We start from the raw sequence: 7634 nt of genomic DNA, 5'->3' as shown, positions 1-7634 counted from the left end.
TACTATTTTTGTTTAAAACTAAAATATCAGATTATTTTAAATACTCAGGAAATGCAAAAGTGGGAAACTCCCACTTTTTTGAATAAATGATGATTTTTTTATATTTGTTTTCTGTTATATATCGTTCCTACGGGAAATAAAACAGAAAAATGTATCTTTGAATTATTATTATATCAAATAGATTATTTCAGCTAAAAACTGAGTTTCATAAAAAAGTAACAAAAAACGAATAAAAGCACTCTTTAAAATTTATACTTATCATAAGTTTCGAATATTCTCACAAATAGTTTTGTACGATTCTTTTTTATTAAACAATGCACCTGTTCCTAAAACAAAACCATCAATTCCTAAATGAGATAACATTTTTATTTTATCAATAGAACAAGCACCATCGACTATGACTTTGTATCCTTGATAATTTTTTGCTTCTTGAATAAATTTTTGAGATTTAGATGTTATAAATTCTAAATATTTTTGACCTGCAAAACCGGGACTTACATTCATAATTAAAACATAATCACACAGATAAAGAATATTTTTAACAGTTTCAAAAGAAGTTTCAGGATTAATAGCAATTCCTGCTAAAGCCCCAAGATCTTTGATTTTTTGAAGTGTTCGGCAAGCATGTTTATCAGATTCTGGATGAATATATATGATATCTGCACCTAGTTCAATAAATTTTTCTACATAATTGTAAGGGTGACTAATCATAAGATGAACATCACAAGGTATGTTTGCATGCTGGCAAATATATTCTACATCTTGAAGCCCCATTCCAAAATTAGGAACAAATATTCCATCCATAATATCTAAATGGAAAATATCTATACCACTTTTTTCTAATAATTTTATTTCTTCTTCAAGGTTACCAAAATGAGCACACATCATAGAAGCACATAGTAATTTTTTCATAATAAAATCATCCTTTCCTTTTTTATTTAAACAAGAGCATGTAACCATTTTTTTGTTTTTAATCTTTTCATTCCAAGTATTAATCTTAATAATTGTTCAATTTGACTAATCAATATAACAACAACTATATCAGATATATTTAACAAACAAATCATAATGAAGGTAGACGTTAAACCAACTCCCCATAAAATAAAAGAATCTAAAAAAGTTAAATATTTGGAATCACCACCAGCTCTTAATGCTGAAAATATAATGACATTAAATAATCTAAAAGCAATTCTGATAGAAAGAACTCTTACAATTGATGTAGCAAGATAAATTTGTTGTGAAGGCTTTAATTCAAATAAGTTTGTAATTTGTGGTGCAAATATTAATAGAGCAATAATAATAGCAAAAGATAATATACTTGTTATTCCAAAAAAATAATGAACTTCTTTTTCAGCATAGTCAAAATTTTCTTTTCCTAATTCAAGTCCTATCATAGAAGTAGAGGCGTCGCTCATTGCATTAACAACCGTATAAAACATATTAACAATTTGGTTACCTATATAATAACAATCCATAACATTTTTACCCAATAAACTATACGCAACAATAAATAAACTATTTCCTATACTAAATAATGTTTCATTAATAATTAAAGGGAAGACTTTTATATAAACTTTTTTAATAAAAGAAAAAGGAATATTAAAAGTCTCAAAAAAAGTACCAATAAAAGGTTGATGAGAAATAACTGAATAAAAAAAGTAAAGTATAAAACTAATAATTTGACTTAATAGTAAACTTATTGCTGCACCCTTAATTCCAAAATGAAATATAAACATAAATAAGATATTAAATAAAATATGTAAAATCATTGTTATAGCACTAATAACTAAAGGAATATAAGTTTTTTGGACACTATGATAGGCAAAAGTAAAACTAAGTATAAGTGAAGTTAATATATAAGAAAAACAAGCGACTTGTATATATTCAAAAGCATCACTAATAACTTTTTGATCTTGAATGAAAATTGCTAATAAATATCTATTAAAAATGAAAACAAGCAATATCCAAAATAAAGCATTGAGAAAAACGCTTATTAAACTTAATCCAAAACTTTTTCTCATCTTTTTTATATCATTAGCACCATAGTATTGAATGATAAAAATGTTAATTCCTGCGGCAATACCAAAAGCAATACCTTGCATTAAGGCATCAATTTGTAAGGCTGTGCCTATCGCAGAAACACAATCAATTTGGGAAGCCATGATTGTATCAATAAAACCACTAACACTTGTTAAAACAGATTGAATAGCGATAGGGAGCATAACCATTCCAGTATGTTTATAAAATGTCTTATGACCAAAGTATTTTTTTAAAATCAATACAATCACCTCCTTTTCACATAAAAGAAAAAGCACCTATCAAAGTACTTTTTCAACAACATCTAAGGGAGATTATTTATCGTAAATATAACTTTGCATTTTTTTATGGAAATCAGGATCACTAGGTATATTAGCATCAATTCCTAGATCAGCAGAACAACTTCTAGCAAAAACCTGAAGAGGAACAACATATTCCATAACCGTAAAATCTTTGTCATTTGTAAATGGAAAATAAAAATCTTTTTTATTATTATTTTCATTAGAAATTAAAAAACAATGTGCATTTCGTTCTTCTTCAAAGTATCTTTTTAGTTGAATTGCTCTATTAAAATATTGTCCACCAGATCCTAAATAAAACATATAAGTATCTTGATCAATACAATGATAAATACCATGCATAAATTCTTCTAATTCATAACATTGTGTACTATATCTAACAGATTCAGATATTTTTAATGTTCCTTCTAACATTGCAGATATACAGTTCTCATATCCAATAATATATAAACGTCTACATTTTAAAAAGTCTTGTTTATTATTTTGATACCACTCTTGTGCTTTCTCAGCAATAAGAGGTATATTGTCAGAACTCTTTAGCATGCGTTTAATATAATCATCATAAATATCTTGAGATATTCGATTTTGCTTTAAAGCAACTTTTAATCCTAAAATGACCAAAGTAACAATTGAACAAATGTATCCTTTTGTTTTTGGACCTGCATACTCAATTGGCATTTCAATAAATAACTGTTGATCAGCATGTTTTAAAATTGGTGTATCTTTTTCTGCAGTTACAGCAATAGTAGCAAATCCTTCATTTCTAGCTTTATCTAATCCAGCAATAGTAGAAGCAGACATTCCAGCATGAGAAATACCAATGACCAAAGTATTTTTATTAAAAATTAATTCATCTTTAAAATCAATTGGATAAGATTGAAAAACTTTTATTCCTAACACTTTTTCAATAATAGGTTTTGCTGCAACAGCAGCATGATAAGATGTTCCTGATCCAATAATATATATTTGATCAATTTTTTTATTGAGAATATAATCAACAGTTGTATTAAAAATATCTTCCTGTTGATTAACGATATCTCTAACAGCTTGTTTTGATTCTAGAATATAAGTATACATATCCCATTTTTTTTCTTTCATAATTTTTCTCCTTTCTTTTATAAATACATTATAATTAATTGTATATACAAATGTCAATAAAAAAATAAGATATTTGTTAATAACATAAGAAAAAAACTTTACAATATTTGACATTGTATGTAAAATATTACTTGGTGATAGAATGAAGAAAAAGGCAAAATATATTCTTGTAGAAGAATATATAAAAGATTTAATTAGTGATGGAAAGTTAAAGAATGGAGATCAATTAGAAACTGAATTTCAATTGGCAGAAAAATTTAATGTTAGCCGTTTAACTGTTAATAAAGCAATTTCAAGATTAGCTGCTGAAGGTATTATAGATAAGATACCAGGAAAAGGTTCATTTGTTAAACAGGCTCTGTTTTTTGCTGATTATAAAACTGTAGGAAGTTTTAGTAAATACATGGAGTCTCAACATAGAGTACCCGGATCTAAGTTAATAGAATATAAAATACTTAATTCTAAAGATGTTCCTACTATCGCAAGTTATTTAGAACTGGATAAAAATGAAAAAATACAGTATTTTGTGAAAGTAAGGTCTGCAGATAATGAACCTATAGCAATTATGACATCATATATTCCAGCAAAATTAGTACCATCTTTTGATGTTTCCGTTTTATTTGGATCACTTTATGATTACTTTGATACATTAGATCTTCCTAGAATTAAAACAAAATCAAAAATTACTGCAATATTATCTGATGATTACTTGTCAAGCAATTTAGAAATTGAAGAAAATACAGCATTATTGAAACATGATCATGTTACATATACAAAGAATAATATACCTTTAGAATATTGTATTGCCATATATATAGGTAATAAATACGCATACGAAATAGAAGAAACCAGAATTAAATAACTTATAGAAGGCATCATAATGATGCCTTTTGTTTTACAATAAAATAATTTATAATAAAATTATTGACATATATGTATATATAATAATATAATAATGTATATATAAAACATAGAGGAGGAAAAACATATGAGTACATTGACACTCGCTATTATCTTGACATTATTTGCCATGATAATGACATTTGATTATTGGTCAGAATTCGGTATTTACTGTCCATTGGTCTGTGGTGTATTTACTGGACTAGTTGTTGGAGATGTTGAATTAGGATTCCAGGTTGGTTCAGTATGTACATTAATGAATTTAGGTTTTTATAATTTCGGAGGAGCAACAACACCAGATTATCAGATTGGAGCTGTTTTAGGTGTTGTATCTGCTAGTAAGACAGGAGATTATAATGTTGGGTTGTTAGTTGCTACATCTTTAAGTTTATTTGTTATGCAACTAAATATTTTAGGAAGAACTTTAAATACATTCTTCTTACATAAAGCAGAAAATGCTTTAAAAGTTAATAATATTAAAGCTTTTGAACGTTTTCATGTTATGGGAATTATTCCATGGATGATTGCTAATGCTTTACCAATTTTTATTGGTGTTATGTTAAGTGATTATTTAACTATTATTTCTGATTTTGCAGCTTCTGCTCAATGGTTCTCTAATGGTTTGCAAGTTGTTGGAGGTGCATTACCAGCTATTGGGTTTGCTTTATTGTTATCTTACATGGATTTAAAGAAGTATTGGCCATTTATGGTTATTGGATATGCATTGTTCTCATTTGCTAATGTGCCAGTATTAGGATTAGCTATTTTAGGAGCAGCATTTGGTTATATGTATATTAATATGGGAAAGAAAGAAGGTATAACTAATGGAGACTAGGACGATTTCAAAGGAAGCATTACATAGAACAAGAAGAAGACATAATTGGGCACTACAATGGTGTATGAATTATGAAAAAATGCAAGGTAGTGGATTTGCTTTTGGTATGGTTCCAGTTATTAAGGAATTGTATGAGACTGAAGAAGAACAATGTCAACATTTATTGAGACATGCACAATTTTATAATTGTCATCCTGCTGGATCAGCAGCAATATGTGGAATTGCTTGTGCATTAGAAGAAAATGGACAAAGTGATACAGCAGATAGCATTAAAGTTGCTTTGATGGGTCCAATGGCAAGTGTTGGAGACACAATTCAAGGAGTCCTTGTAAAACCTTTAGTAAGTTTGATAGGTGCTGGAATGGCTGCTGAAGGAAATTGGTTATCTATTTTAATGGTGACATTACCTATGGTAGCATGCTTTTTAGCAAGATGGCCTGCATTTAATATTGGATATAAGCAATCTTTAAATCTATTAAATAATATGAAAAGTGCATTTTCGTTTGATAAATTACAAGAATTAGCTAGTGTCTTAGGTTTAACGGTTATTGGTGGATTTATACCTAGTATCTTGGGATCAAGACTACAATTAGGGTTTGAAATGACAAAAGCGATTACCGATCCTAATACAGGTAAAGTAGTAGAACAAGCGTTCAAATTGCAAGAATCTTTAGATTCTCTATTACCTTATATTTTACCTATTTTATTTGTTGGATTATGTTTTTATCTATTAAAGAAGAAAAAAATGACTCCTGTAAAAGTTATTCTTATTATTGCAGTTATAACATTTATTTTAGGGGCAACGGGTATTATGGTATAAAGATTTATGAAAGGTATTTTATTAATTAGCCATGGAGAAATGGCAAAGGGTATGGTTGATTCTATTTCTCTTTTCTTTGGAAATTTAAAACAACTAGATTATTTGTGTTTAAAAAAAGAGGATAATCCAGAACAATTTAGGCAATTAATGATAGAAAAAATAAAAGCTTTAGACTCTGGTGAAGGCGTTATTATTTTAGCAGATATATTAGGAGGAACTCCGTGTAATCAATCAGCTTATGTTATTAGTGACAATGTAGTTGTTTTAACAGGTATGAATTTGGGAATGCTTATTTCTATTATGTCTGCAAGACAAGGACAAACAATTGATATAGAAATGGTTTTGAATGATGGAAAAATGGGTATAAATTGTTTAAATGATTTATTAGGAGTGAAAAAATAATGATAAAACATATTAGAATTGATAATAGATTAATTCATGGTCAAGTAGCAGCTGCATGGAAAAATAATATAGGAGCCGATGCAATTATTGTATGCAATGATGATGTAGCAAAAGATCCTATTCAAAAAATGGTATTACCTATGGCCGCACAAGGATCAAAAGTTTTAGTTTTCAGCATAAATGAATTAATTGAATATGATAAAAAAAATCCAAATGAAACAAAGTTTGTGATTTGTAAATTTGCTAGTGATTGTTTACAACTCTTAGAAAAAGGTATAGAAGTAGAAGAAGTGAATATTGGAAATCAAGCTCCTGTATTAAATACAGATTATGTAATGGTTAATGGTTTTGTTGCTGCAACAAAGGAGGATGCTGTTACATATAGAAAAATAGCAAAATATAGAAATGGGAAACTTCCATGTCAAGTTGTACCAACAAGACCTGTAGAGGATTTCTTAGAATTATTAGAGAAAGCAGGTTTATAAGCAAGCATATGCTTGCTTTTATCATATATGTATATTTATATTCAACAAAAAATAAATAAAATAATGATATGTCTTCTTCTTTTTGCCATTGTTTTTTTAATAGGAGCTTACTTATTATTTATAAAAGATATTATTAATATAGTATTTTTTGTCCTCTTATTTGCATTCATTATATTTATGTTCAATTATATAATTAGATTTATGGAACAAAATCTAGAACATTATACAATATATAAAATGTTAAAAAAGAAACAAATTGCTTTAGCAACTATACAAAATATGGAATTTTATAAAGAATTAAGAGATAGTACATTTACTAAACAGTATATATATAAATTACATATTCAAATTAAAACATTAGAATCAAAAGTTATAGAAACAGATATTTATGAAAAAGTAAAAGATAGTCATATCAATTGTTTACCAGGAGATGTTTATATTACTTTTAACAAAGATATGACACATATAGCTATTATTCCTACATTAATGATCCAAATGACTCCAGAAATAGAACCATTAATAAGAAAATATGAAAAATTATATCAAATTCATTATATTGTTGCTATAAGAGACAAGGGGCTAATTTTAAAGTCTATAAATACAGTGATGCAAGAAATGAAAGAAAATAATTAAAATTGTGTTAAGTTATTTGATTTTTTATCAATAATAATGAGTTACAAGAGATTTTATACTATATTTACACAAGTAGTAAAGGTAATTTAAAATAACTTGTGGTTGAGATTGTTTCGGCCAATAAG

Annotated in this window: 9 protein-coding genes; 6 read left to right on the top strand and 3 right to left on the bottom strand. The window is 27.3% G+C overall.

Annotated elements, in window-relative coordinates:
* Positions 1–258: 258 nt before the first annotated feature.
* The 3 genes from DWZ53_RS10880 to DWZ53_RS10870 all read right to left on the bottom strand — a co-directional run bounded on the left by DWZ53_RS10880 (position 259) and on the right by DWZ53_RS10870 (position 3434).
* A complete protein-coding gene (locus DWZ53_RS10880; protein ID WP_117788918.1) occupies positions 259–912 on the bottom strand; it encodes a ribulose-phosphate 3-epimerase in 654 nt (217 codons plus the stop codon).
* 26 nt (positions 913–938) lie between these two features.
* Positions 939–2279, bottom strand: coding sequence for an MATE family efflux transporter (locus tag DWZ53_RS10875; protein WP_117788919.1), 1341 nt, complete (start codon positions 2277–2279; stop codon positions 939–941).
* Between the two features lie 72 nt (positions 2280–2351).
* On the bottom strand, positions 2352–3434 hold the full coding sequence (locus DWZ53_RS10870; protein ID WP_117788920.1) for an SIS domain-containing protein: 1083 nt from the start codon (positions 3432–3434) through the stop codon (positions 2352–2354).
* 142 nt (positions 3435–3576) lie between these two features.
* Between DWZ53_RS10870 and DWZ53_RS10865 the strand changes: the two genes are divergently transcribed.
* The 6 genes from DWZ53_RS10865 (at position 3577) to DWZ53_RS10840 (ending at position 7509) form a co-directional block, all read left to right on the top strand.
* On the top strand, positions 3577–4296 hold the full coding sequence (locus DWZ53_RS10865; protein WP_118434189.1) for a GntR family transcriptional regulator: 720 nt from the start codon (positions 3577–3579) through the stop codon (positions 4294–4296).
* 126 nt (positions 4297–4422) lie between these two features.
* Positions 4423–5169 carry a PTS sugar transporter subunit IIC gene (locus tag DWZ53_RS10860; RefSeq protein WP_117788922.1) on the top strand — a complete coding sequence of 249 codons (747 nt, stop codon included), beginning with the start codon at positions 4423–4425 and terminating at the stop codon, positions 5167–5169.
* A complete protein-coding gene (locus DWZ53_RS10855; RefSeq protein ID WP_118434188.1) occupies positions 5159–5989 on the top strand; it encodes a PTS system mannose/fructose/sorbose family transporter subunit IID in 831 nt (276 codons plus the stop codon). Before DWZ53_RS10860 ends, DWZ53_RS10855 begins: the two co-directional genes overlap by 11 nt.
* A gap of 6 nt (positions 5990–5995) precedes the next feature.
* Positions 5996–6391: a PTS sugar transporter subunit IIA gene (locus DWZ53_RS10850; protein WP_117788924.1), complete on the top strand. Its 396-nt coding sequence runs from the start codon at positions 5996–5998 to the stop codon at positions 6389–6391.
* Entirely contained in the window at positions 6391–6876 is a 486-nt protein-coding gene (locus tag DWZ53_RS10845; protein ID WP_199589209.1) for a PTS sugar transporter subunit IIB, read from the top strand. Before DWZ53_RS10850 ends, DWZ53_RS10845 begins: the two co-directional genes overlap by 1 nt.
* 201 nt (positions 6877–7077) lie before the next feature.
* Positions 7078–7509 (top strand): hypothetical protein, encoded by a 432-nt coding sequence (locus DWZ53_RS10840; protein ID WP_147338514.1) that lies wholly within the window; start codon positions 7078–7080, stop codon positions 7507–7509.
* The last annotated feature ends 125 nt before the right edge of the window (positions 7510–7634 follow it).

The sequence above is a fragment of the Coprobacillus sp. AF33-1AC genome (genome assembly GCF_003475785.1).
Taxonomy (GTDB): Bacteria; Bacillota_I; Bacilli_A; order Erysipelotrichales; family Coprobacillaceae; genus Faecalibacillus.
The sequence above is the reverse complement of the archived record's forward strand: the minus strand, read 5'-3'. Positions and strand labels throughout refer to the sequence as shown.

What these genes read in the sequence shown, in the direction of transcription:
- DWZ53_RS10880 (WP_117788918.1), bottom strand. Translation starts at nt 912, where the DNA reads ATGAAAAAATTACTATGTGCTTCTATGATGTGTGCTCATTTTGGTAAC.
- DWZ53_RS10870 (WP_117788920.1), bottom strand. Translation starts at nt 3,434, where the DNA reads ATGAAAGAAAAAAAATGGGATATGTATACTTATATTCTAGAATCAAAA.
- DWZ53_RS10865 (WP_118434189.1), top strand. Translation starts at nt 3,577, where the DNA reads ATGAAGAAAAAGGCAAAATATATTCTTGTAGAAGAATATATAAAAGAT.
- DWZ53_RS10860 (WP_117788922.1), top strand. Translation starts at nt 4,423, where the DNA reads ATGAGTACATTGACACTCGCTATTATCTTGACATTATTTGCCATGATA.
- DWZ53_RS10855 (WP_118434188.1), top strand. Translation starts at nt 5,159, where the DNA reads ATGGAGACTAGGACGATTTCAAAGGAAGCATTACATAGAACAAGAAGA.
- DWZ53_RS10850 (WP_117788924.1), top strand. Translation starts at nt 5,996, where the DNA reads ATGAAAGGTATTTTATTAATTAGCCATGGAGAAATGGCAAAGGGTATG.
- DWZ53_RS10845 (WP_199589209.1), top strand. Translation starts at nt 6,391, where the DNA reads ATGATAAAACATATTAGAATTGATAATAGATTAATTCATGGTCAAGTA.
- DWZ53_RS10840 (WP_147338514.1), top strand. Translation starts at nt 7,078, where the DNA reads ATGGAACAAAATCTAGAACATTATACAATATATAAAATGTTAAAAAAG.